The sequence below is a fragment of the Bartonella sp. TS82HLJMH genome, from assembly GCF_042193495.1.
GTDB lineage: Bacteria > Pseudomonadota > Alphaproteobacteria > Rhizobiales > Rhizobiaceae > Bartonella > Bartonella grahamii.
In genome coordinates this window covers 66,042-89,474 of record NZ_JBHILU010000009.1, presented here as the reverse complement: position 1 = coordinate 89,474, position 23,433 = coordinate 66,042, and the positions used below count along the sequence as shown (strand labels likewise).

16 protein-coding genes and 1 pseudogene are annotated in these 23,433 nt (G+C 40.2%); 5 read left to right on the top strand and 12 right to left on the bottom strand.

Features of this window, described 5'->3' with window-relative positions; all coding sequences use genetic code 11:
- Window positions 1–1,690: 1,690 nt before the first annotated feature.
- The 5 genes from ACFIKO_RS06005 to tkt all read right to left on the bottom strand — a co-directional run bounded on the left by ACFIKO_RS06005 (window position 1,691) and on the right by tkt (window position 8,842).
- Entirely contained in the window at window positions 1,691–1,942 is a 252-nt protein-coding gene (locus tag ACFIKO_RS06005) for a hypothetical protein (RefSeq protein WP_375673515.1), read from the bottom strand.
- 833 nt (window positions 1,943–2,775) lie between these two features.
- The gene (locus ACFIKO_RS06000; protein ID WP_375673514.1) at window positions 2,776–3,807 is read right to left on the bottom strand and encodes a class I fructose-bisphosphate aldolase; all 1,032 of its coding nucleotides are present in this window, start codon (window positions 3,805–3,807) and stop codon (window positions 2,776–2,778) included.
- A gap of 130 nt (window positions 3,808–3,937) precedes the next feature.
- On the bottom strand, window positions 3,938–5,131 hold the full coding sequence (locus ACFIKO_RS05995; protein WP_375620052.1) for a phosphoglycerate kinase: 1,194 nt from the start codon (window positions 5,129–5,131) through the stop codon (window positions 3,938–3,940).
- Between the two features lie 515 nt (window positions 5,132–5,646).
- The gene (gene gap, locus ACFIKO_RS05990) at window positions 5,647–6,654 is read right to left on the bottom strand and encodes a type I glyceraldehyde-3-phosphate dehydrogenase (protein ID WP_375620047.1); all 1,008 of its coding nucleotides are present in this window, start codon (window positions 6,652–6,654) and stop codon (window positions 5,647–5,649) included.
- Between the two features lie 181 nt (window positions 6,655–6,835).
- Window positions 6,836–8,842 carry a transketolase gene (gene tkt, locus ACFIKO_RS05985; RefSeq protein WP_375673513.1) on the bottom strand — a complete coding sequence of 669 codons (2,007 nt, stop codon included), beginning with the start codon at window positions 8,840–8,842 and terminating at the stop codon, window positions 6,836–6,838.
- Between the two features lie 335 nt (window positions 8,843–9,177).
- Here tkt and ACFIKO_RS05980 point away from each other — a divergent pair, with 335 nt between their 5' ends.
- Both ACFIKO_RS05980 and ACFIKO_RS05975 read left to right on the top strand, forming a co-directional pair.
- Complete coding sequence (locus tag ACFIKO_RS05980) at window positions 9,178–9,453, top strand: DUF4164 domain-containing protein (protein WP_005774573.1); 276 nt, start codon at window positions 9,178–9,180, stop codon at window positions 9,451–9,453.
- Between the two features lie 12 nt (window positions 9,454–9,465).
- Window positions 9,466–9,849 carry a cell division protein ZapA gene (locus ACFIKO_RS05975; RefSeq protein ID WP_375620045.1) on the top strand — a complete coding sequence of 128 codons (384 nt, stop codon included), beginning with the start codon at window positions 9,466–9,468 and terminating at the stop codon, window positions 9,847–9,849.
- Window positions 9,850–11,243: 1,394 nt separating this feature from the next.
- Here ACFIKO_RS05975 and pyk read toward each other — a convergent pair.
- Window positions 11,244–12,680 carry a pyruvate kinase gene (pyk, locus tag ACFIKO_RS05970; protein WP_375673512.1) on the bottom strand — a complete coding sequence of 479 codons (1,437 nt, stop codon included), beginning with the start codon at window positions 12,678–12,680 and terminating at the stop codon, window positions 11,244–11,246.
- On the bottom strand, window positions 12,677–13,165 hold the full coding sequence (locus ACFIKO_RS05965; RefSeq protein ID WP_375620043.1) for a DUF1036 domain-containing protein: 489 nt from the start codon (window positions 13,163–13,165) through the stop codon (window positions 12,677–12,679). Before ACFIKO_RS05965 ends, pyk begins: the two co-directional genes overlap by 4 nt.
- 264 nt (window positions 13,166–13,429) lie before the next feature.
- On the opposite strand from ACFIKO_RS05965, the gene ACFIKO_RS05960 reads away from it, so the two are divergent.
- Window positions 13,430–13,690, top strand: a complete 261-nt coding sequence (locus tag ACFIKO_RS05960) for a DUF2312 domain-containing protein (protein WP_039760779.1) — start codon at window positions 13,430–13,432, stop codon at window positions 13,688–13,690.
- 536 nt (window positions 13,691–14,226) lie between these two features.
- On the opposite strand, the pseudogene rimJ reads toward ACFIKO_RS05960, so the two are convergent.
- The 4 genes and pseudogenes from rimJ to ACFIKO_RS05940 form a co-directional block, all read right to left on the bottom strand.
- A pseudogene (gene rimJ / locus ACFIKO_RS05955) lies at window positions 14,227–14,790 on the bottom strand (ribosomal protein S5-alanine N-acetyltransferase).
- A 536-nt stretch (window positions 14,791–15,326) separates the two neighbouring features.
- Window positions 15,327–17,189 carry an ABC-F family ATP-binding cassette domain-containing protein gene (locus ACFIKO_RS05950; protein ID WP_375673517.1) on the bottom strand — a complete coding sequence of 621 codons (1,863 nt, stop codon included), beginning with the start codon at window positions 17,187–17,189 and terminating at the stop codon, window positions 15,327–15,329.
- Window positions 17,189–17,575: a hypothetical protein gene (locus tag ACFIKO_RS05945; RefSeq protein ID WP_375673511.1), complete on the bottom strand. Its 387-nt coding sequence runs from the start codon at window positions 17,573–17,575 to the stop codon at window positions 17,189–17,191. The genes ACFIKO_RS05950 and ACFIKO_RS05945 overlap by 1 nt, the downstream gene beginning before the upstream one ends.
- Before the next feature lie 103 nt (window positions 17,576–17,678).
- The gene (locus tag ACFIKO_RS05940) at window positions 17,679–18,314 is read right to left on the bottom strand and encodes a thiamine diphosphokinase (RefSeq protein ID WP_375620041.1); all 636 of its coding nucleotides are present in this window, start codon (window positions 18,312–18,314) and stop codon (window positions 17,679–17,681) included.
- A 153-nt stretch (window positions 18,315–18,467) separates the two neighbouring features.
- Between ACFIKO_RS05940 and ACFIKO_RS05935 the strand changes: the two genes are divergently transcribed.
- The gene (locus ACFIKO_RS05935; protein WP_375673510.1) at window positions 18,468–20,045 is read left to right on the top strand and encodes a M48 family metalloprotease; all 1,578 of its coding nucleotides are present in this window, start codon (window positions 18,468–18,470) and stop codon (window positions 20,043–20,045) included.
- 314 nt (window positions 20,046–20,359) lie between these two features.
- Here ACFIKO_RS05935 and ACFIKO_RS05930 read toward each other — a convergent pair whose 3' ends face one another.
- Complete coding sequence (locus tag ACFIKO_RS05930; protein ID WP_015856975.1) at window positions 20,360–21,271, bottom strand: RNA polymerase factor sigma-32; 912 nt, start codon at window positions 21,269–21,271, stop codon at window positions 20,360–20,362.
- 574 nt (window positions 21,272–21,845) lie between these two features.
- On the opposite strand from ACFIKO_RS05930, the gene ACFIKO_RS05925 reads away from it, so the two are divergent.
- A complete protein-coding gene (locus tag ACFIKO_RS05925; protein WP_375673509.1) occupies window positions 21,846–23,432 on the top strand; it encodes a hypothetical protein in 1,587 nt (528 codons plus the stop codon).
- The last annotated feature ends 1 nt before the right edge of the window (window position 23,433 follow it).

The following is a 23,433-nucleotide window of genomic DNA, read 5'->3' as shown; positions in this document are numbered from 1 at the left end:
TTTTCATAACAGCACTGTCACGTTGATTTATAAGGATAATTCATTGTTTTTCATGAGAGATCATGAATACCATAGGATTTTCTCATGTCAAACCCTCATAGTGAATCAAACAAAATCTCTTGGCTTGCACATCACAAGCGGAGTGAGCATGTGGAGTGAAACTGTACAAAAAAGAACAAAATGCCTATCTTACCTCTTTTAATACCAAAGGCTGTCACAACATTGGGGCGCTGACAAAAGAGTATACGCTGGAAAAAAATATAATGGTGCTCGTTTTCTGGAGGTCCTTATGCGGCTCACTTGATAGGCTATAGGGACACAAGCTCTATCCTAAAGACTCATCACACTCTTTAAAAAACTTAATACGAAAAATTTTTCATACCCTCTATCACCGCCCTAAACAATAGTGTTTACCGAAAATCATGACAAATTGTAATTCACAAATAGGCTTTTCTCATCTACAAGAGTATCCTTTATTCTCTTTCAAAAGAACGAAGACTCTTTTAGCGCTTTTGGGCTTCTTATAACTTTTTTGTGAGCGCGTATAAGCAACAGCTTTTATAATAAACCAGCTGTTGGCAAAATCGTAAAATTTTATCAAATTTATTGTTTGTAAATATTACCACGACCACTGTTTTGCTCTTGCAGACACACAACCTCAAAACACTTTCTCTTTGCTCACAAATTGTCTCTCCAGCTCTCTCTTCCAGTCATAACCTACAAAAATAAGGATAGAATGCTTCGATTGGACACCATCTTCCCACACCACCACCAATCCCATCATTTATATATTTACAGCCCTCAACTTTATAGCACCCCCTGTCGTGCTTTAAGAAGGCACGTTAACGATAATAGAAACATGTACAATGAGAATATATCTTTACGGTATTTATGTTTTAAAGCTTGCACCAAAGCATAATTTTTTTGCATAACTGACCAAGCCTATGCAGAACTGACACCCTAACCCTTTCAAATCATTCAGCTGTTTTAGTAACAGATAAGCCAAGTTCTATGATTATATCTTCAACCACAAATTCACCGAGGTGCAGAGAGGTTTTTCCATCATTTTTTAGCACTCCCTCTTCAGTAATCCTCTAGATAATCAACTAATTCGGCATCTATACCAGCAAAGCGAAATATTACGTGCTAACTTTCCTTTACAATCATTAACTAATAGCCCTCAAAATGATCTTTTAGTGAATAGAGCTAAAAGGCTAAGTCATTCAAAATCATTTGGTGATATAGCTATATCAAAAGCACCTAAAATACGCCTTAGTTGCTGAGTATAAGCGATTTTCCCCCTTTTTATCGTATCAGTCTTGTAGAAGACTTTAAATCCTTTATGTTCAAATCAAAAAATCACAATTGGATTATATTGCATAAAAACGCTTTTTCTCATTTTTCCATTTAACACACGATAAGGTACCATTTAGGCACCATGAGAAGCTTTCCTCTTATATCATGATTTCAGAGCCGCATGAGAAAAACAAAATAAGCCATTTGGGGGTCTTAGGTCAAGGATACCGTTAGGCGCAACCTTTAAAGGATTGCCTTGAGCTTAATGACCAAGGCTTGTTAGTCCCTTCATTAAACGCGGGTCTGATGTCATGATTTTGGAGAGCAGTTATTAAGAATTTGAGAAGAAGACAGCTTCTCATTTTGATTTGTACACAAACAAAGTGCGCCCTATTTATTCAGGGAGAATAAGAACATACCCAGGAGGTGCTAAACGGAATAAGAGAGCGTCGTAACCCCACGCAGCAGACATGCAGCAAATAGAAAAAACGCCTTCACCAATTGCTAAGAGTAACGTGAGCGATATACCGGCTTCATCTGCTGTTGCTTCGCGGCGTTGTAAGTAGTATCCGATAAAAAAGAAAAAGCACGCTAATCCACTCGCACCCGAAAAGAAGCCTAATGCGGTATGAACCAATCCACGCATGCGGAACAGGATAAGAAAAATTATGAAAGTAAACACTCCAAATATTATAGCGAATGTTCTACGCACCATATTGCACAATTTTCGCATCATAATTACAGAAAAGCTCTGTTCTGCGTATCGATTTTTTCTTTTGATGCTTGTATTCTTAGAAGATATGCTGTCCACAACTCCCCCCATTTTAAGCCAAAATGCTGTAAAATTAGTTATTTGTAATTATATCATCATAAAATACAAGAAAAATTTATTCATTTTAACGAAAAATAGGTGTTTTATTGAGGTGCAAATCTATTTTGTTAGCAAGAGTTATTCAATCCGTTCGTCAATAAAAAGCCACCCACCTTGCAGAGGAAGCTATCCTGACGCACAAAAACTTCATAAGCTATATATCCAATCCACTTAGACATCGCAACTCTCTAATCTACCCGCTTTTCCACCTTTGAAACTGCAATCAAATGAATTCTGCTAATGACAAGTAATGATAACATGAAAAAGAAAAAATATCACAAGATCAAACTATTCAATACAGTATTAGCTTTATGATTTTCACTCAAAAAGTAAGTGCCACCTCATGAGTGACAACACACTAAGATGCTGCGCATTCATAAATTCCCTTTAAAGCACCATCTCCCCTTCCCGAAATTGCACCTCTCCCGCAATCTTATCTCTCGATAGCACCCATTAAAGACTTTTAAAATATCCAAGAAGAAAACTCTCTGAAAAGGCTTTCAAGCCTAAAATGCCCTCGCCATTTTTATCATGATGAGAGCACCCCAAATCACGCAGAAACATGTAAAATCTCTCCGCATTTAGGCACTAGGCACAGAGCTTGTGCTTCAAGCGCACACTTTTTCTTGTTCTGTTGTCCATTGTCCCAAAGCCGCAAGATGATTCATCCGAGCCCGATGACTAAATGCCTTCTGTGCAACAGCAATATTCTCATCTTTTCCAGCCCATGCTTTTAAAGCAGCTGCTTGCAATGCTCGTCCATAAGAAAAAGTCAATTTCCAAGGCAATGCGCCCAAAGAATTCATGGCAGATAAATGCGCCGTTGCTTCCTGATCAGACTGCCCTCCAGAAAGAAAGGCAATTCCTGGAACAGCGGCAGGAACAGTCTGTTTAAGTACCTGGACGGTCTTTTCAGCCACTTCTTCAACAGAAGCGTTGCGGGCATCCTTTCCATCAATCACCATATTGGGCTTTAAAATCATCCCCTCCAAAACAACACGAGCTTCAAACAATTCTTTAAAGACTGTCTGTAAGACAGCTTTTGTCACCTCAAAGCAGCGTGTAATGGAATGCCCACACGATGGTCCATCCATCAACACTTCCGGCTCGACAATCGGCACAATCTTGAACTCCTGACACAACGCAGCATAGCGTGCAAGAGCTTGTGCATTTTGTCTTATTGCTCCTCTTGTTGGCAAAGTGTGTTCATCAATAGCAATCACCGCACGCCATTTAGCAAAACGTGCTCCCAAAGCATAATAGTCTTTTAGCCGCTCACGAAGACCGTCCAACCCTTCTGTAATCGTTTCCTGAGGAAAAGCCGCTAAGGATTTGGCACCAGTATCAACTTTAATCCCTGGCAAAGCACCTGCATCCCGAATAAGATCCGTCAACATTTTCCCAGTTGATGCTTTTTGCCGAATGGTTTCATCAAATAAAATAACCCCAGAGATAGTGCTTTCCATTGCTTCTTTTGTACTAAAAAGAATTTCACGATAAGCACGGCGCCTATCTTCATTGGATTCAACACCAATGCTTTCAAAACGCTTTCCAATGGTCGCCGTACTTTCATCTGCCGCCAAAATACCTTTACCCGCATGCACCAAAGCAAGTGCAATATCTTCAAGCCGTTCATTCATAAAAAATTCCTCTTTATTTTGTCTTAAAATTTCATTTTGTCTTAAAACTTCCAAAAGTGCGCAACACATTAAACACAGTCTACACAACGACACACAGCTCTTTTTTAAAGCTGCTCTTTCAATAAACTCTCTAAGCCTGCATAAGGGCAAGAATGCCAGGCAGAACCTTACCTTCCATCCATTCTAAAAAAGCCCCTCCAGCAGTCGAGAGATAAGTAAAATCATTGGCAACACCAGCATGATTAAGAGCAAAAACTGTATCGCCCCCTCCCGCAATTGAAACCAACTTTCCCGTCAAACTACGTTCTGCTGCATGGCGTGCAACTGCAATGGTTCCCTTATCAAAAGGAGACATTTCAAAAACACCAAGGGGTCCATTCCACACAAGAGTAGCAGCTTTATCTATCACAGTATTGATATGCGCAATAGAGCGTGTCCCAATATCCAATATCATGCCATCTTGTGGAATATCTTCAATGTCATAAAGACGATGCGGTGCATCTTTTTCAAAGCGAAATCCAACGACAGCATCCTGAGGGAGCAGAAGCGTACATTGACACTCTTGCGCTTTTTTGATGATTTTTTTTATCGTGTCCATCAGTGCATGTTCACACAGTGACTTACCAACAGACACACCTTGCGCTGCTAAAAAACTGTTAGCCATGCCCCCACCAATCACGAGATGATCAACCTTTTCCACCAAATGATTGAGCACAAAAAGCTTGCTGGAAACTTTCGCTCCTCCCACAATGGCAACCACAGGGTGTGTTGGATTGCCAAGTCCTTTCTCTAATGCCTGCATCTCACCTTGCAAAGAGCGCCCTGCATAAGAAGGCAACAAATGCGTTATTCCCTCCACCGAAGCATGGGCACGATGAGAAACTGAAAAAGCATCATTGATATAGAGATCCCCATTATGGGCCAAAGCTTCCGCAAAAGAACAATCATTCTTTTCTTCACCAGCATAAAAACGAACATTTTCAAGCAGTAAAACACCCCCATTTTGTAATGACTCAACCGCAACCTGCACCGCCGAACCGATACAGTCAGGAGCAAAAGAAACAGGCTGATTAATGATCTTTTCCAGCACTTGCACAACAGGACGGAGTGAAAACTCTGGCTCTACCTTTCCTTTGGGGCGACCACAATGAGAAAGCAGAATAAGTTTAGCACCCCGCTTTTGTAGCTCAACGAGTGTCTCTTTATGTCGCTCTAAGCGCGTCGTATCACAGACCTCGCCCTGCGCCATTGGCACATTAAAATCCACCCGCACAAGAACACGTTTTCCAGTGACATCAACATCATCAAGTGTACGAAACCCCATCACTGCTTCCTCTTCACTTTCCATTATTTCAAATAAAAACGTATCCAACAACCCTGCCCACTTTTCTTTCCACTTATCCCCCTCTTTGCTTTTACAAGAGATCCAAGACAACCTATCTCTCACCCTCTGCTTGAAAAGCCGAAGCTTTCATCATCAAATGTACAAAAGTCTACCATTGCTCTTAATCTTCATATCCTATTGCGACAAAAAAAAATGCATTGGCTCAATTTGATCTCTATTAAAGCTTCCTTTTACTTCTAGGCAAAAGAGTTTACATCTCCTATTTTCTGACGTTTTCTCAAAGGGCATCTCGTTCAGATCTTACTTTTTCAAAGTTTACTCTTTCATGCAGCTTGTAAAAGCACGTATTAATCCAGTATTAAAACAAAACACATCATCAATTTTTCAATAGTTTCTTCTCTCTAGCGCATGAAAACAACAGCCTCTATCTGTTTTTCTCAAAATTGTACAAAAATGAGACTTTTTCCTATAAAAAGAAGGACCCTGAGGTCTTCTTATATTGTCTTAGCAAAAGCCACAGCCGTATCACTCATACGGTTAGAAAAGCCCCATTCATTATCATACCAAACCAAAACGCGACAGAGCTTACCATCAATCACTTTTGTTTGATCATTGTGGAAAATAGCTGAATGAGGATTATGATTAAAATCACAACTTACGAGTTTTTCTTCTGTATAATCCAAAACGCCCTTCAAAGGACCTTGTGCAGCAATAGCAATGGCTGTATTAATTTCTTCGATTGTTGTGGAACGCTTAGCGGTAAATGTCAAATCAACCACAGAAACATTAGGGGTCGGAACACGAATCGATACACCATCAAGCAATCCCTTTAATTCTGGCAAGACCAATCCCACAGCTTTTGCCGCTCCTGTTGAGGTAGGAATCATAGAAAGAGCTGCCGCACGTGCACGATAAAGATCACGATGCATTGTATCCAACACAGGTTGATCACCCGTATAAGAATGGATTGTTGTCATAAAGCCCTTTTCAATGCCCACCGTGTTGTGCAAGACTTGTGCAACAGGCGCCAAACAATTGGTTGTACAAGAAGCATTTGAAACAACGCGATGCTCGCTGCTTAAAGATTGATGATTAACCCCATAGACAACCGTAAGATCTGCTCCTTCAGAAGGCGCAGAAACAAGAACACGCTTTGCCCCCGCATCCAAATGAGCACTTGCTTTATCACGCGCAGTAAAAATGCCCGTACATTCTAAAGCAATATCGATATCCAAATCTTTCCAAGGCAATTGAGCAGGATCACGCTCTGCGCATACCTTTATTAAACCACCCCCCACATCAATGGCATCCCCTACCACCTTAACGTTCCTAGGGAAACGCCCATGAACTGAATCATAGCGCAATAAATGGGCATTTGTTTCCACCGATCCCAAATCATTAATTGCGACCACTTCAACATCTTGCCGTTCACTTTCCACAAGTGCACGTAAAATATTGCGACCAATACGACCAAACCCATTAATTGCAACACGAACTGTCATTTCACATGTTTCCTCATCAATTTTTTTAAGCACAACATTTAAAACACAATAAATGGGTATTTCACCAATCTAAAATCATTAATTCCCACAATGTCAATATCTTGATCACTCACTCACTTATCCACAATAATGCACAGAATATGATGCCCTAAAACCACCCCATTCATGACAACACAAACTGTCATTTTGTCTTTTCCTCTTTGATCTTTTCAAGCTCTTTTTCAACGGTAGCGACCACATTCTCACAAGTAATACCAAAATGCGCATAAAGGGCATCAATTGTTCCACTTGCCCCAAAGTCCTCCATACCAATAAACACACCATCACAGCCAATAAAACGGTCCCATCCTTGCCGGATAGCAGCTTCAATGGCAATTTTAATCGGCGCATCTCCAATGAGAGCACGCTGATAGGAGCAAGACTGTTGAGAAAAGAGTTCAAAACAAGGCACAGAAACCACACGCGTTGGGATGCCTTTTTCTTCTAACACCGCATGTGCCTCCACCGCAATTTGCAGTTCCGAACCAGAAGCAAACAGCGTCACTTGTGCATCATCGCTAGCTGTTAGGAATTCATAAGCACCAAGCATACAGAGATTTTCTTCTTCATACTCTTGACGCAAAAGCGGTAAATTTTGTCGGCTCAAAGCCAAAGTAGAAGGCGTTTTGCGTGCTTTCAAAGCCAATTGCCAACACTCGACTGTCTCCATAGCATCAGCAGGACGAAACACAAGATGATTAGGCATTGCACGCAAGGAAGACAAATGCTCTACGGGTTGATGGGTCGGACCATCCTCACCAAGGCCAATAGAATCATGAGTCATGACATAAATCACCCGCAATCCCATAAGAGAAGAGAGCCGCATAGCAGGACGCATATAGTCAGAAAAGCATAAAAAGGTTCCCCCATAAGGAATAAAGCCGCCATAAAGGGCAAGACCATTCATCACAGCCCCCATTACATGTTCGCGAATTCCATAATGCAGATAGCGCCCTGAAAAATCTTCAGCAGAGATACTTTTCATCTGGCTGCTTTTTGTATTATTAGATCCGGTTAGATCAGCCGAACCACCAATGGTCTCAGCAACGACTCCATTGATAACTTCAAGAGCCATTTCCGAAGCTTTACGCGTAGCAACAACAGGGCGCTCTTCAACCAGTTTCTGTTTATAAATATCAATAGCGCCATCAAATCCGCCCACGAGATCGCCTCGCATCAATCTTTCAAACTCCACACGCTCTGAGACAGGAAGATCAGCAAATTTTGCTTCCCACTTTTGGCGTTTTTTAGCAGCATTGAGACTAGCCAAGCGCCAATTATCGAGAATATCAGCTGGAATAACGAAAGGCTCAGCATCCCACCCTAAAGCGATACGGGTTTCAGTGATTTCTCGTGCACCCAAAGGAGCTCCATGAACTTTATTGGTACCCGCTTTATTTGGCGCTCCAAAACCAATTGTTGTTTTACAAGCAATCAAAGTCGGTTTATCGGAATTTTGTGCCGCCTCAATAGCCCGTGCAATTGCTGCTTGATCATGCCCATTGACTTTATGTGTCTCCCAACCAGAAGCTTTAAAACGCGCAATCTGATCAGTACTGTCAGCAAGGGAAATCTCTCCATCAATGGAAATATTATTATCGTCCCACAACACAATAAGCTTATTGAGTTTCAAATGACCAGCAAGGGAAATCGCTTCTTGAGATATCCCTTCCATAAGGCATCCATCGCCCACCAACGCGTAAGTGTAATGATTGATGAGATCACCAAAACGGGCATTTTGCAAACGCTCCCCAAGAGCCATTCCCACGGCATTTGCCAACCCTTGTCCAAGAGGACCAGTCGTTGTTTCGATTCCCGCCACATGCCCATATTCTGGATGCCCAGCAAGCTTTGCCCCTAATTGGCGAAAATTTTTGAGATCCTCAAGAGAGAGATCTTCATAACCAGAAAGATACAAAAGAGCATAAAGCAACATAGACCCATGCCCCGCCGATAACACAAAACGATCACGGTTAGGCCAGCGAGGATTTTTAGGATCATGAGCAAGGAATTGTGTATAAAGAACCGTAGCAATATCGGCTGCCCCCATTGGCAAGCCCGGATGACCAGAATTTGCTTTTTCAATCGCATCAATAGCAAGAAAACGGATAGCATTGGCCATCTGATTCTGTTGGTGGGTATTTGTCATGAATAATCGACCATTTCGTTAAATACGTTATTCTGTTGCTTTTTCCGTATTCTCTTAAAAATTCTCAAGAAATACTATTTTCTAACCATTAGCGTGAGACTTTTTGCCACCACTTCAATAACATTAATAACATTCCCCTCACGCGTCCTGTATATCCATGTCATTTATGCCAATACGCGCAAAAAATCCAGCTTTTAATTTATATCTATCCCCTGCTTTGCTTGCTAAAATATCCTACATACTTAAAAATAAAATGCACACAATACAAGAGTGAAAGTGATTCGTTTTTGCATAACACATTGATAAAGGATACAATTACCCAAAGGATAAAAGCAATGAACCAAGAAACGACGGTTCTACAAGATGCTCTAGAGCACCTAGAAAAAGCACTTAGAACTTTAGAGATCACCATAATAAACCGCAATGCCGTTATTGATAAAAATAACGAATGGGAAGAAGAAATTCAACGAATGAATGCTGACCGCAGCCATCTTGCCCAAGCGCTTGACAAAGCTGAAGCCCAAATTGAACGCTTAGAGTCCGTAAACAAAGAAGTTTCCAAACGTCTTATTAAAGCAATGGAAACAATTCGTGTTGTCATTGATAGATAAAGGTTTGAATGTATGGAAACTGTTTCCGTTACCATTGATGGTAAAATTTACCGCATGGCTTGTGATAAAGGACAAGAACGTCGTCTTATTGCGCTTGCTGCTCAATTGGATCAATATATCACACATTTAAAGAACAATTTTGGTGAAATTGGCGACCATCGTTTATCGGTTATGGCTGGCATAATGATTATCGATGAAATGGAAGAAATAAAACGAGAAAATAAAAAATTACAAGAAGACTACAATGCTCTTTTACGACTCCACAACGAAAAAGACCGCACCATGGGGAAAATTATGCGTGACACCACACAACGCATTGAAAATCTCACCAACCAATTGCTCAAAGATGATCAAAACAGCACAAACATTCAAGAACAAGAACAGGAAGATTTCTAAACGTACATCAGCGCGTAACAAACCAGTGATTTGACTTGTCCGCTACACCCCACAGGATAAAAATTCTTAAACCACACCAGTCTGTAAATGGTCCGGTTTTTTATAGAGAGGATTCCAGCTACTCACCACTTATGGGATTAACTTAAAACTCAACAAGAAAACCCGACTCTGAATCTTTCATCTCCGCACAAACACTTCTTATATCAAGGAGGCAACCTTATACCACAACACTTCAAATGAGATGTCTTTTAACAGCGCAACAAGATAACAAAACCAACATCATTGTAAAAAAAATCATATAAATGACAACAGTAACAAACAAATAAAGCATCCTTCGAGAAAAAGAACTATATTCATATTCCCTATGAATGCATACCAAAAGTCCTTTCCCTTAGATAATATCAAGCAGATTCAATATATATTAAAAATATATTAAAAAAATAACCTTATCTATTATTCCGTAAAACACCGCCATTTGATAATATAAGCACCATGCAGTCTTTGCACCTGAAATGTCCATCCGATGAAACCCACCGAAAAGAGCCGTATCATTTATAAACCAGCGTGAATTAAGTATTTTCATCCTTTAGAGCAGGAAAAAAGTCAAACCCGAAGAGTATGTTAATCTCATACAACCTCAAACATCATAAACAACAATAATAGCTCTTAAAAACATCCTCTACCGCTATTTTTATCCTTATAACAAATAATCCATATTCCTCTCCCCACCCCTCAAAATCTCCACGCTTAATAAAAGAGGAAATCGGCACCATCATTATAGCCAGCCCTCAATATTGCGACAGCCCTTAACACTTGAAACGATTCATAAGAGGCATTTTTAGTCATTTTTGTACAATTTTTACCCATATGGACCACTCACTTGTGACGTGCAAGCAAATAGTTATGATTAACAAAACATAAATAAATTTAAGAGAATCTTACGGTATTCGGACTTCTAATTCAAGTTTAATCCAGCATGACTTTTTAGGCACATAATTCTAATTTTATTCATTTTTATTTGCAAAAGTTTAAAATGAGAAAAATTTCAAGGCTCTCATTCAAAAAGCAAAAGAATGAACTCTCATTATCAATGAACATCTCGCTCATATAACCATCAATAAAGCAATCCCCAATATGCCTCAATGAAATAAAAGGGGGGATCCCATTAAATGCCCTACCGTAAAAGCAGTTTCCTCAGAACTAAAACGAAATCAACAGACAACATCACTGCATCTGCTCCCATTCCCAAACCTGACGACCTAACGCAGCACCTTTCTATCTTACGATAGGAGATAAAAAATAATGGGTCTAGGGAGGCATTCACAAGAGGCGCACAGCCGTTGTTTTTTAAAGCCTGTTCAAAAACGCATGAAAAAACACCATGCGTAAACGGCTCAAATCCCTTTCGTTCCATCTTGAGAGACAGAAGCAATACGCAAGAGATTTGTGGCACCAGGCGTTCCAAGGGGAACACCAGCTGTCACAAGGAAACGATCTCCCCCTTTGCAAAAACCTTCCTGAAATGCAATGGCTGCTGCACGATCAACCATATCCTCTAAACTCCGCGCATCTTGCGTGACCACACAATGAAGCCCCCAAACTAAGGCCAAACGCCGAGCTGTTTCCACAATGGGAGATAAAGCAATAATCGGTCTATTGGGACGTTCACGAGAGGCGCGCACCCCCGTTGTTCCTGAAGCCGTATAGGCAACGATAGCGGATAGCGCAAGTGTTTCAGCAATCTGACGCGCAGCAAGAGAAATCGCATCCGTTCCTGTTGATTCTGGTGCTGGATGTTGTGCCCCAACCTGAGCTGCATAAGTATGATCTTGTTCGATTTGCCGCGCGATTCGGTCCATCATAAGCACAGCTTCTTCAGGATAACGACCAGAAGCAGATTCAGCAGACAACATCACCGCATCTGTTCCTGCATAAACTGCTGTAGCAACATCCGACACTTCTGCGCGTGTCGGAACAGGAGATGTGATCATTGATTCGAGCATTTGTGTTGCCACCACAACAGGCTTTCCTGCTAAACGACAAGCTTTTATGAGCTCCATCTGAAGTGCTGGGACCCTTTCCAAAGGCATTTCCACTCCAAGATCACCCCGTGCAATCATAATACCATCGGATACCTCAATAATTTTCTCTATATGCTTTAAAGCTTGAGGCTTTTCGATTTTAGCCATCAAAGACACCTTGCTTTTCGTCAACCGGCGCACCGCTATAATATCTTCTGGACGTTGAATAAAAGAAAGAGCAACCCAATCAACAGGCTGCTGTAAAAGAGCCTGAAGATCCTCCTTATCTTTTGACGTCATCGAATCAAAAGGCAAAATTGTATCGGGAAAACTGACACCCTTTCGATCAGAGATATGAGTTCCAGCAACCACGCGACACTGTACAGAATGACCATCACACAACTCAGCACGCAGTTCCAGTTTTCCGTCATCAATCAATAACCGATCTCCTGGTTTAACAGCCGAAAATACATCCTCATGAGGGAAAAAAACACGCTGTGCATCACCCAACACATCGCGATTATCTAACGTAAAGCTTTGCCCAACACGCAAATCCTCTTGACCCTTAGTAAAACGACCCACACGCAGTTTTGGCCCCTGAAGATCCACTAAAATACCTATGGGTCGCCGAACTGTTTTTTCAACTTCTCGTATAGACTTGACCAAATCACCCATCATATCACGGTCAGTATGGCTCATATTAAGACGAAAAACATCTGCTCCTGCCCTAAAAAGCTTCTCAATCATCAAACGAGAAAAAGAAGAAGGACCAAGAGTCGCAATAATTTTTACTTTACGTGCACGTTTCACGGTGGAGAGTTTCCTGAAAGAGAAGGTATGACTGAATTGTTTAATAAAGACTCATCCGTCAACTGTACCATCCAACTGGTTTGATTTCCGGTATCGATTTCTTTAAATTCAGCCTTTTGATATCCTCGAGGGAAACAATCATGAACCCCTTGAATGGTAAATTGGCTATCTTGCACACACATGGTTACAGAACCTGCCCAATTCCCTTTTTTTTGTGCCCCTTCCGCATAAAAATAATAAAACCGTGAAGCAAGAGGCCCTTCAATTAAGGTTTTACACTCCGTCACTGGTACCGTCCACCAGCCTTCGCTCACCCACCCTGAAAATGTACGATATCCAAGAGCAACCCCTACAGACTGTTGAGTTGTATTACAAACCCTAAAGTCAGCTTTTGCAAAAACAACAAGGGGAAACAAGAGCAAAATGCTCAAGAAAAAAACCTTTAATCCTTTTTGAAATACCCAATATCGTTTTTTTAAAATCACAAAACTTCCTCTATGATGTCAAATTTTCAAAACAAATTACACATTTCTTTTTTCAAAAGCTTTTCAAGCCTAAAACGTATATTTTTATATTTTTCTTTTTATAGCCCTTTTATCAATGCATATATCTTAAAAATTTTACAAAATATTTAAAGTCAATTTGTAAAAAAACTGTGTAGCTTGATTTACTTTTTGTTTTTCAAGCTTTTTCAACATAAATTCGTCGTCGAAAAATAACTTAAAATATATAACTTGGAGAAAAATACAATGAACGATACAGTAACCGATCAAACACACGCTATATCCGTCAACCAATTACGCTCTTTTATCGAACGCATTGAACGGCTAGAAGAAGAAAAAAAAACCATTTCTGATGATATTAAAGACGTTTACACTGAACTTAAAGGCTCTGGTTTTGATAGTAAAGCCGTTCGCAGCATTATACGGTTGCGTAAAAAAGAAGAGCATGAACGAATGGAAGAAGAAGCAATCATTGAGCTTTATAAAAATGCGCTTGGTATGAGTTAAAGCTATTGATAAAATTGGAATTTTTCTTAAGAAAAGAAAATGCAAAAAAACAAATGAATGTATAAAAATTTCACCCAATAATAAGCTGTTTGTGTAACTTGTAACGAGACTATCGGTCACAGAATACACAATATTGCAACAGCCCTCACATTAAAAGGATTTATACAGAGCATTTTTATCCTTGTCCTCCAATCATTTTTATCCACACAACCCCTCACTTGTACGCCAATCCAATTTGTGATGTGCAAGAGAGGTAATTTTTATGATTAAACATTAATAGATTTGAAATGAGAAAGTCTTACGATATTGAGGACTCTCTTCCTTCAAATTGAAAAATGAATTATGATGATAAATCAATTCATTATCTACGAAAAGAAACATATAAAGTGGTCAGCAGTTGAAATCCGCTAAATATAGAGTCTGAACTGTTTACAAAAGAATAGCTGGTTAAGGATCTTTATCTTTTAGGATAGGGAAAAATTCAGCATATTTACACATTTGATAAAAAGCCCCTTCATAGAACTTTTAACAAAACTTTATTCGAATCTATTGACTGACTCATAGAGATCATTGATTCGAGAAGTTAGAATGTGGTCTCTCCATTTTCCAGAAATCATCAAATAGTCTTTGGCATAGCCTTCTTTTTCAAAATGAAGGCGCTTTCATAAACGTTCGCTTTTTATGTTCTCAGGTCTATAATTTGCCATCACTCTATGTAGATGATAAACATGAAAGATATGCCGGATTAAAGCCGATAAACTCTCAAACATGAAACCTTTGCCTTGTTGTTGTTCATCAAGAGAAAAACCAAGATGACAAGCTTGAAAAACACCCCGAACCACATTTGTAAAATTCACAACACCAATGACTGTGTTTTCATTTTTTAATCGTACGGCATATCGGTATGCTTGTCCTTGTGCACTTTCATAAGCAAATTCATTAGCTCGTATTTCCCAAGCTGTTAGGCTGTGGTAACCATCAGATCTTAACGGTTCAAAAGGACGCAAATGATTCGCATTACGGAGGTAATAAGAAGACAGTTCAGCTGCATCTTCTAAACTGATCAATGTGGAAATTGTTCGCTTTGTTTTAATTGCCATCATTTTCTCTTCCTAGAAATGTTACAACAACACGTTGATTTATACTGACAAATCATCATTTTTAAACTTAAATCATAACGTCGAATACAGTAAGCTTTCCTCATCACAACACTTCTCACAGTAGAATCAATGAGGATCATTTGCTTTTCCGTCATAAGCGGGGATGGTGTATTTAGGGTATAAGGTAAAGACAAGGAAATATTTCTTATGGATGCCCTCAAGTTCCAAAGGGGCTGTAGAAACATTGGGAACTGGCGTGCTTCCATATACGAAATTTTGAAAAAACTCACGGCAAAGGTAGTTTTGTTTCTTTGCCTTGTAAGCTCAGAGCATGCTTGTTTTGCGCTATCATATCACTGCACCCACATACAAATCCCAATGACCATCGCTTTGAGGTGCTATAGTTACAGTGCGATCTAAAAGTCTCTGCCATAACTCGTCAACAACACTGTTTCCGCTAAATCAGCCATAAACTCTTGTAACAAATCGAAGAAACCGTAATAATGCAATACAAATCTTTTAAAATGTCTTAGACATTACCGTGAACAAGCTTCCATTTCTTCGCGTAAAATTTCAAGTTCTAACCATTCTTCTTCTTTTTGTGTGCAAGTATTTTTCTTTTTTTCCAACGCTGTTGATAAACGCTCAAAACGCTCTTTATCACTGCGATAAAGAGCTGGATCAGAGAGTTCTTGCTCAATTTTTTTGATTTCATTTTGCAAAACAGCAATTTCTTCAGGCAATTTTTCCAATGCATAAACCTGCTTATAAGACAATTTACCTCGTGTTTTTTTCTCCCGCACTATCAAGCTATGATCTGTTGATGAATCCTGCTTTGAAAGCTCTCCCGCATGAGATTTTGAAGGTGCTTTACGCTGCGATAATTCTGTTTTTCTGCGTTGTAAACTCAGAGCATGCTGATTTTGCGCCATCATATCACTATAGCCGCCCGCATACAAAACCCAATGACCATCACCTTGAGGTGCTAACATATGCGTTACAGTACGATCTAAAAAGTCTCTGTCATGGCTGACCAACAATACTGTTCCCACAAAATCAGCAATAAATTCTTGCAACAAATCCAAAGTTTCCATATCTAAATCATTGGTCGGTTCATCAAGAATCAAAAAGTTTGCAGGACGTGAAAGAAGTCGTGCAAGCATGAGGCGTGCTCTTTCTCCCCCCGAAAATTCTTTAAGGGGAGTGCGTGCTTGTTCAGGCAAAAATAAAAAGTCTTTCATATAAGAAACTACATGCCGCTCCAGCCCATTGATCACAAGAGTATCACCCCTTCCTCCCGTTAAATAATGCGCTAAAGTTTCCTCTTCATTTAAAATACGTTGCTGATCAAGCAATGCCATAGAGAGGTTATAGCCATGCCTCACCGTTCCACTATCCACGGCTTCTTGCCCAATTAATGCAGAAAGGAGCGTTGTCTTTCCGATACCATTGGGTCCTACCAACCCGATTCGATCACCACGCTGAATACGCAAAGAGAAATCTTTCACGATAATGCGATCACCATAGGATTTTGAAATTTTCTTTGCTTCAAGCACCAATTGCCCAGACTCATGACTTTTCGTTGCTGTCAAAAGTGCATTTCCCGGCTGCCCTTTATAGTTTTGATGACGCTGTCTTAAGTTTTTTAATTCCCCCAAGCGCCGTACGTTACGCTTACGCCGTGCGCTCACGCCATAACGTAACCATTGCTCTTCACGGGCAATTTGGCGCCCCAATTTATGCTGCTCGATGGCTTCTTCTTGCAACGCCTTATCACGCCAACTTTCAAATTCTGAAAAACGCTTTTCCAGTCTTTTGGTTGTGCCACGATCAAGCCATACCGTTGACCGTGTAACATTTTCTAAAAATCGCCGATCATGGGAAATCACCACAATCGCTGAACGCAAAGACGATAAAACCGCTTCCAGCCATTCAATGGTTGGTAAATCAAGATGATTGGTTGGTTCATCCAAGAACAAAATATCGGGTTTTGCAGCAATGGCCTGTAATAATGAAACACGCCGCTTTTCGCCTCCCGAAAGCGTTTCCAATTTTTCCGCCCCCGAAAACCTTAAATTTGTGCGAAGCGTATTGATCCACTGAACATCAGATGTATCATCCAGCCCCGCTTCCATATAAGCGTTAATATCTTCAAATCCTGCACAATCCGGATTTTGTGAGACATAACGGAGCGTCACTCGCGGGTGGCGAAAAATTTCACCACCATGAGGCTCTAATATCCCTGCGGCAATTTTTAACAGGGTTGATTTTCCACAACCATTACGACCGACCAACGCGATACGCGCCCCCTGCTCAACCGATAAACAAGCTTGATTGAGCAAAGGCGTTTTTCCAAAATTTAAGAAAATGCGGTCAAGCCGCAGAAGCGGCGGCGCCATTAACGAACGCGGTGCGGACAAGGTGCTTTATACATCACCCCTCTAGAATCACGGTAAGAACACAATTGTCGTACAGGGACTCTTTGGGCACAAGGTGCTTGGTAAACATGTCCTCTACGACCACGATACGTACACAATTGTGATGCCTGTCTTTGTTGTTTTCTTTGATTTGCAGCCGCACCTGTTACTGTTCCAGCCAAAGCACCAAATGCTGCACCGGTAAGTGCTGCTCCAGGAGTACTTCCAGCAATAGCAGTTCCAGCCAAAGCACCGATTGCTGCTCCTCCTACGCCGTAACGTGCAACGCGTTCATCGTTTGTGGTACAAGCGACTGAACTGAAACCAATGGCTGAAACAACTGCCACTTTAAAAATTGATTTTAACATATCAAAACCTTTCCTTCTCAAGATCAATACATAATATATCGTTTATGTCGGCACTTAATCACTAGGCCCCCCCCTGCCTTATTCAAAATATATTGGAAGAGCTTTATGGAATAGGCACAGACGCTAACAATATAGCTTTTCCAGAACCTAAATGGCAAGAAAAGGTTCCACAAATACGGTTAGAAAGTGTTAAAGAAGAGCCAAATGACACATTTTTGTCACAAATCGGCCATTTTACCCCTGCAAGAGTTAAGCCTTCTAAATCAGAAAAACCGATAATACTAAACAAACATCCCTTAGGCAAATCATACGAACAAGGTTTCGACAAAACCGGCCAACCTTCTTCTAAACCACTTGTCAACAACACTGAAATACCCCTTTCAGCCATCATCAACGCTTGCGTCATATGAGAAAGGCTATGATCACTTCGCTCACCTGCCAAAGCACCGCATAAAATAAGCTTTTTAGCGCCATTTTGCAACGCTCTTTCACATGCCAGAGCACTATCTGTCATATCTTTATCAGAAGGAAAAACTTCACGCGGAACATGACTATATTCGCGTATTAAATTCTCATCCGATGAATCAAAGTCGCCTAACCACAACTCAGGCGACACATTAAGCGCTGCCGCATGACGCATACCACCATCGGCAGCAATCACCCGACTGTTTTGAATTTGATTAAGCAAGCGATCAGTGATACAAATGTCTCCATTTAACAATATCGTAAATGTTGTCATGCCATACTTTGCCTTTCACAAAATTTCCTTTATAGCTATAGCGCACCCTTTTATAAGCGAGAGTTATTTTTTATAAACAAAAAGCATGATATAGCCAAACGAGTCCTTATCCCTAATGACTCTCTTAAAGAAACATACGATACAAAGATACAAATGCAATTTGCCAAATTACTCCGCAAAAACAATGTGCACCATGGTCCAACGCACCCCATTTTTCAACGCAATCTTCTTTTTCGCTCGCGCCTGTATAAAGCAACTTTCATAAGTTTAATGTTTCTCCTTTCAGCTTGTCATACGCCCCTCTCTCAAAATGATAAGCTTTCTTCCACATCTTCTAAAACGATCAAACGTACCAACAATCACAATATCTATGTCACATTAAGCGCTCGGCAACACCCACGTATTTTGAAAATGTATGGCGGCGCTTATTATAATGCAAAACTTGAACACCTTTTAGCAAAGATTGTCCATAAACTGACAGTTGCATCACATAGTTCTCATCAAAGCTATTCTGTAACAATTTTAAACTCAGAAAGTATTAACGCATTTGCGCTCCCCAATGGTGCGATCTACATCACTCGTGGTATGCTGGCATTAGCCAATGATTCTTCAGAAGTTGCAGCCATTTTAGCCCATGAGATAGCACATATCAGAGCCAATCATGGCATTTTACGCCTGCAAAAAGAAGCTCAATTAAAGATGACAAGTCATACATCTTCACGTCTTCTTTCTTCTATTGGCAAAAAACTTCATAACCCTATGCAAAACAAGCAACAACTCGCGCAATTTTCCCGCAATCAAGAGCTGGAAGCTGATTCCCTTGCACTTGAAATGCTCCAACAAGCAGGATATGATCCATTTGCTTCACCGCGCTTTCTTCAAACAATGGAAGCCTATAGTGCTTTGCGTAATATCTCTGGCACCCAAAATGCCTCTCTAGATTTTTTAGCCTCCCACCCAACCACCCCTCAACGCATTCGACTTGCGATAGAAAAAGCGCGTAAAATCAGTAAAGGGAATAGTAAAACAACTGATCGCGATTCTTTTCTCAAAAGCATTGATGGCATGATTTTTGGAGGAGGCTTTTATACAGGTTTTGTACGAGGCAACCAATTTATTCACCCACAATTGCGCATAGCTTTTTCTGTTCCAAACAATTTTACAATAGAATATTCAGCACACACTGTTTGGGCCAGTGGACCAGATAAAATTGCGATTCGTTTTGATGCTATTCCGCATCCTGCTGGAATATCTGCGAGTGATTATTTGAAAAGCGGCTGGATTATCGGGCTAGACCAATCATCTATCCGCCCCATCAAAATTCAGGGGCTCCCCCATCAAGAATTTACGCGTCAAGGATTTCAAAGCCAAAGTTTACTTGGAGCACAAGCCCATGCTACCAATGAGCAATGGCAATTTGATGTAGTTGTCATTCCATTCAACAACCACATCTTTCGTTTTCTGACAGCCGCCCCACATAATTCTCAAAATTTTGTAGAGGTTGCACAAAAAACTCTACAAAGCTTTCATTCTCTTTCATCTTCACAATTAAAAAAACTGAAGCCCTTAAAAATCCGTGTTGTTCGCGTAAAACAAGGAGAAAACGTTGCAAACCTAGCCAATAAAATGCAACACACACCAGATAAAGAAAAACTCTTTCGCATCCTCAATGCCCTCTCACCAACACAAACTTTATCCGCAGGTACAAAAGTGAAAATTATTACAGAATAAGCCTTTTTTCTCATCTGCTACAGTTTTGATTCTTTTCTATCTGTATCACGCCCTCCCCCTTAAAGCATATTCGCAAATGAAGAGGACATTTTAAAAACCAATTTCATCATACCTTCATACGACTCCGTTTGATACATACTTCCTAGAACTAATATCACCCCCAATCCTCCTCTGTTCATCAATAGCACCAAACGCATCCCCAAGGAGGCATATCCCTAGACAAATCTGGCAATCCCTAAATCCAACTTCACCATACTCTCATATACCCCTACTTATACGTTCTCTCTCTGTCCTCCCACAAAGCCTTTCACTGCTTATATATCGTAAGCATCTTCTGAATGAACCGTAAGAAGAGCAGAACGCAATTTCTGCAAAGCCCGAGCTTCAATTTGACGCACGCGCTCTTTCGAGATTCCTAACTTTTCACCCAAAACTTCAAGAGTCGCACCCTCTTCATTTAAGCGACGAAAGCGAATAATTTCCAACTCCCGTTCATTGAGAATTTGTAACGCATCGTAAAGCCATTGTGTACGCCGTTGACCATCAATTACTTGCTCAATTAAAGCATCAGGAAGAGGACTATCATCCACCAAAACATCCATCTTAGCAATGGGATTATCACTGTTTTCAGAAACAGAAACACTCAAGGAATTATCAGAACTGGAAAAACGAAAATCCATTGTTTCAACATCGCGCACGGAAACGCCAAGCTTTTCAGCGATTGTGCGAAAAATATCCTGTTTTGACAAAGCACTATCATCTTGTATCAGTTTTGCACGCAAACGCCTAAGATTAAAGAAAAGTGCTTTTTGCGAAGAACTAGTTCCCCCTCGAACGATTGACCAATTTCGCAAAATATAATCTTGAATAGAAGCGCGTATCCACCACGTTGCATACGTTGAAAAACGCACTTCCCGATCAGGTTCAAAACGTGCAGCTGCTTCCAATAGCCCCACATACCCTTCTTGTACCAAATCCCCCAATGGCATTTTGAAACGTTTAAAGCGGTTAGCAATAGCAATCACTAAACGCATATGAGCCGCTGCAATTTGATGCATGGCATCATCATCACGTTTGTCTTTCCACCGCAGAGCCAAATCATGCTCTTTTTGTCGTTCAAGATAAGGTGCTTGCATAGCAGAACGCATCATATTACGTCCTAAGCTTTTGTCTGCATCGCTATAATTTTTGCTGCTTTTATAAACAGCATTTGAAAGATTACCCATAATAACCCCTTGCGATTAAAATTATCAAAATTGATTTGGCAACGACATCATTGTTCTTTGCATTGTTCTTTGCTTAAAAAGAACGCAAAAGTTGTTAACTTCCGCACCCACTACTTTAACGTGTATTTTTATAATCGCAATTGTTTTTTTTACTGTCATGGTAAAATTTCTTGTCATAAGACACAATTTCACCTGAAAAATGCCTTTAAAATATGCCTTTTAGCCTATGAAATATTTGAAAAAACTTTCTCTGCACCTTTCATAACAAAACAGCAAAAAAATAAAATGATCATGTAAAACAAAAGCTGTTTTTTGATAACCGGTTCTATTTCCTTTTAAATTGAAGAATTTATTTAGGCTTTCAGCTTTACAATACAACTAATAAGTGTAATTTGCAAATATAAAGCATCAAAACTGAATAAAAAAAAGAATCATCCAAGTTTTAAAGACGCAAAAAGAAACAGCAAAAAACGACAAGAGTGATTGAAGCAAACGCAACAAACGTGTTAAAGAAAAAGAAGCATTATGAAATTGTCGCAAAAAGCTTTTGACCAATTTCGCACTGAGAAAGAAAATGATCATGGATAGCAAGATTGTTCAACAGGATGAAATTCTTCAAGATGATATTCTCATTGAAAAAAACGGAAGGGGTAAATTTGAAGGTTTTCGTTTTTATGCCAACAAAAACAGTACTGATCAAATAGCTGAGAAGCAAATTTCAACAGAGAATGAAAATTTGATTCTTGCTTTTTCCAAACGCGCGACACGTTTTTGTGCTTGTGCAAATGGAGATTTTACCCTCAGTTCTGATGGAATTGTGCGCTGGATTGGTCAACCCGTAGGACAGCTTGTAGCAACAGAAGATTTTTTCAAACCAAAACTGATTGTTTTAGCAGATGAACAACTCACAGGAGAATCCCGCAATAACGTTGTGAAGCGATTAGAACGCTTTGTCACCTTTCATTTTGAAACGACTTTAAAACCTCTATTTGATTTGCGTAATGCTGATAATTTAACGGATTCAACAAACAGTCTTGCTTTACAACTTTTTAACTCTTTAGGGATTTTACCACGCCGCGAAGTCTTAGACATTGTCAAAGAACTTGCGCAAGAATCACGTGCTGTGCTTCGGCGTCTAGGCGTACGTTTTGGCGCTTTTCACATCTATGTTGCCGGAATGCTTAAACCTGCTCCGGTTCAAGCCATTACTCTCCTGTGGAATCTTCAAAATGCGGGACAAGATCAAACTGGTTTGGGTGAAATTTTGTCAGCATTATCTGCTGGTCGAACCTCTTTGATTGTTGACCCTACCTATAACCGCCAATTTTATCAATTAGCCGGTTACCGAATCTTAGGACAACGTGCTGTACGGATTGATATTTTAGAACGTCTCGCCAATCTCATCCGCCCCGCACTTCATTGGAAACAAGGAAGTGATCCCAAACCCGATGGCGCCTATGATGGCAAAAGTTTTTTTGTTACACCAGCCATGATGTCCATTCTTGGAGCCAATGGAAACGATATGGAAGAAATCCTCAAAGGACTTGGTTATCAATCGTACAGCATAAGCAATACTGTTTTTGAACAAAATCTCCTTGCACACCAAGCCTCTTCCCCTGTCAATGAGACAATGCAAGATGTTCCTGCAGCAGAATGCGTTGGCAGTCAATGGAAAACAATAAGCGATTCAGAAACAACACAAGAAGAAAAAAATACCTCATACCCAAATACTTTATCCTCTGGTATTGAAAAACATCCCCATAAAACCAATCGTTTACCGGTGGCTGAACCTGTTGGGAATTTTGCCAAAACCCCTCTCCCTACACAAGAAGATAAAGTTATTTTACTATGGCATTATAGACATCAATTTCACCACCACGCACAAAAAAAACGTGATAAATTAGGAAATAAGTGGCAAAATAAATCGAAGAACGCTGTAAAAAAAGGGGAACACACAAATGAAAATTTCCCTCAAGCAGCACCATCACAAACAAAACGCTCTTATAAGTTACACAAATCCCAAGGCAAACATGCAAATCATAAGCCTTTACAAAAAGAAAAGCGCTTTAATCCTGATTCACCTTTTGCGAAACTAGCTATACTACGCGATCAACTCACCAATCATAAAAATACGCACACACTTTCCTCTAAAGAGAATTAAA

Bases quoted from the DNA above. Each gene is read 5' to 3' on its own strand.
- ACFIKO_RS06000 (WP_375673514.1), bottom strand. From the start codon at position 3,807: ATGAATGAACGGCTTGAAGATATTGCACTTGCTTTGGTGCATGCGGGT.
- ACFIKO_RS05975 (WP_375620045.1), top strand. From the start codon at position 9,466: ATGGAAACTGTTTCCGTTACCATTGATGGTAAAATTTACCGCATGGCT.
- ACFIKO_RS06005 (WP_375673515.1), bottom strand. From the start codon at position 1,942: ATGCGTGGATTGGTTCATACCGCATTAGGCTTCTTTTCGGGTGCGAGT.
- ACFIKO_RS05995 (WP_375620052.1), bottom strand. From the start codon at position 5,131: ATGGGGTTTCGTACACTTGATGATGTTGATGTCACTGGAAAACGTGTT.
- ACFIKO_RS05960 (WP_039760779.1), top strand. From the start codon at position 13,430: ATGAACGATACAGTAACCGATCAAACACACGCTATATCCGTCAACCAA.
- tkt (WP_375673513.1), bottom strand. From the start codon at position 8,842: ATGACAAATACCCACCAACAGAATCAGATGGCCAATGCTATCCGTTTT.
- ACFIKO_RS05940 (WP_375620041.1), bottom strand. From the start codon at position 18,314: ATGACAACATTTACGATATTGTTAAATGGAGACATTTGTATCACTGAT.
- ACFIKO_RS05945 (WP_375673511.1), bottom strand. From the start codon at position 17,575: ATGTTAAAATCAATTTTTAAAGTGGCAGTTGTTTCAGCCATTGGTTTC.
- ACFIKO_RS05930 (WP_015856975.1), bottom strand. From the start codon at position 21,271: ATGGGTAATCTTTCAAATGCTGTTTATAAAAGCAGCAAAAATTATAGC.
- ACFIKO_RS05925 (WP_375673509.1), top strand. From the start codon at position 21,846: ATGATCATGGATAGCAAGATTGTTCAACAGGATGAAATTCTTCAAGAT.
- ACFIKO_RS05935 (WP_375673510.1), top strand. From the start codon at position 18,468: ATGCAATTTGCCAAATTACTCCGCAAAAACAATGTGCACCATGGTCCA.
- ACFIKO_RS05980 (WP_005774573.1), top strand. From the start codon at position 9,178: ATGAACCAAGAAACGACGGTTCTACAAGATGCTCTAGAGCACCTAGAA.
- gap (WP_375620047.1), bottom strand. From the start codon at position 6,654: ATGACAGTTCGTGTTGCAATTAATGGGTTTGGTCGTATTGGTCGCAAT.
- ACFIKO_RS05950 (WP_375673517.1), bottom strand. From the start codon at position 17,189: ATGGCGCCGCCGCTTCTGCGGCTTGACCGCATTTTCTTAAATTTTGGA.